The sequence below is a fragment of the Micromonospora sp. NPDC049139 genome (assembly GCF_055586845.1).
The window spans coordinates 1,667-3,287 of sequence record NZ_JBVJHK010000052.1; the positions used below are offsets into that span (position 1 = coordinate 1,667).

The window sequence follows — 1,621 nt, forward strand, 5'->3', positions numbered from 1 at the left end:
CGGGTGGTTAGCACAACGAGGTTCATCAGGGACGCTCTTTCGCGGGTACGGGAATATCAACCCGTTGTCCATCGACTACGCCTCTCGGCCTCGCCTTAGGTCCCGACTCACCCAGGGCGGATTAGCCTGGCCCTGGAACCCTTGGTCATCCGGCGGAAGGGTTTCTCACCCTTCTTTCGCTACTCATGCCTGCATTCTCACTCGTGCCGCGTCCACACCTCGATCACTCGGATGCTTCACTCGCGGCACGACGCTCCCCTACCCATCCACACACCTGCACAAGGAATCACGTCCAAGCAAGGTAAAAATGTGAATGCCACAGCTTCGGCGGTGTGCTTGAGCCCCGCTACATTGTCGGCGCGGAACCACTTGACCAGTGAGCTATTACGCACTCTTTAAAGGGTGGCTGCTTCTAAGCCAACCTCCTGGTTGTCTATGCGACCCCACATCCTTTTCCACTTAGCACACGCTTAGGGGCCTTAGCTGGTGATCTGGGCTGTTTCCCTCTCGACTACGAAGCTTATCCCCCGCAGTCTCACTGCCGCGCTCTCACTTACCGGCATTCGGAGTTTGGCTGATTTCGGTAAGCTTGTGGGCCCCCTAGACCATCCAGTGCTCTACCTCCGGCAAGAAACACGCGACGCTGCACCTAAATGCATTTCGGGGAGAACCAGCTATCACGGAGTTTGATTGGCCTTTCACCCCTAACCACAGGTCATCCCCCAACTTTTCAACGTTGGTGGGTTCGGCCCTCCACGCGGTCTTACCCGCGCTTCAGCCTGCCCATGGCTAGATCACTCCGCTTCGGGTCTAGGACACGCGACTGAATCGCCCTATTCAGACTCGCTTTCGCTACGGCTCCCCCACACGGGTTAACCTCGCCACATGCCACTAACTCGCAGGCTCATTCTTCAAAAGGCACGCCGTCACCCCGCAAGGCTCCGACGGATTGTAGGCGAACGGTTTCAGGTACTATTTCACTCCCCTCCCGGGGTACTTTTCACCATTCCCTCACGGTACTCGTCCGCTATCGGTCACCAGGAAGTATTTAGGCTTACCAGGTGGTCCTGGCAGATTCACGGCAGATTTCAGGGGTCCGCCGCTACTCGGGAACACCCACAGGAGACCAGCCACTTTCACCTACCGGACTATCACCGCCTACGGTCAGCCATTCCAGACTGTTCGGCTAGCAACTGGCTTTATAACTCCTTGAGCGCATGTCAGTACACTCAGCAGGGTCCCACAACCCCGACCACGCAACCCCTGACAGGTATCACACGCAGCCGGTTTAGCCTCAATCCGCTTTCGCTCGCCACTACTCACGGAATCACTAATTTGTTTTCTCTTCCTACGGGTACTGAGATGTTTCACTTCCCCGCGTTCCCTCCATACACCCTATGTGTTCAGGTGCAGGTGACATCACATGACTGATGCCGGGTTCCCCCATTCGGACACCCTGGGATCACAGCTCGGTTGACAGCTCCCCCAGGCCTATCGCGGCCTCCCACGTCCTTCATCGGCTCCTGGTGCCAAGGCATCCACCGTTCGCCCTTGACAACTTGACCACAAAGATGCTCGCGTCCACTGTGCAATTCTCAACAAACGACCAACCCACAACCCG

General features: G+C 57.0%; 1 rRNA gene (only partly in view). It reads right to left on the bottom strand.

The annotated features are described in order from the left end of the window. Positions 1-1,565 (bottom strand): 23S ribosomal RNA (locus tag ACZ6Q9_RS34090); it reaches 1,616 nt to the left of the window's first position. Positions 1,566-1,621: the final 56 nt, after the last annotated feature.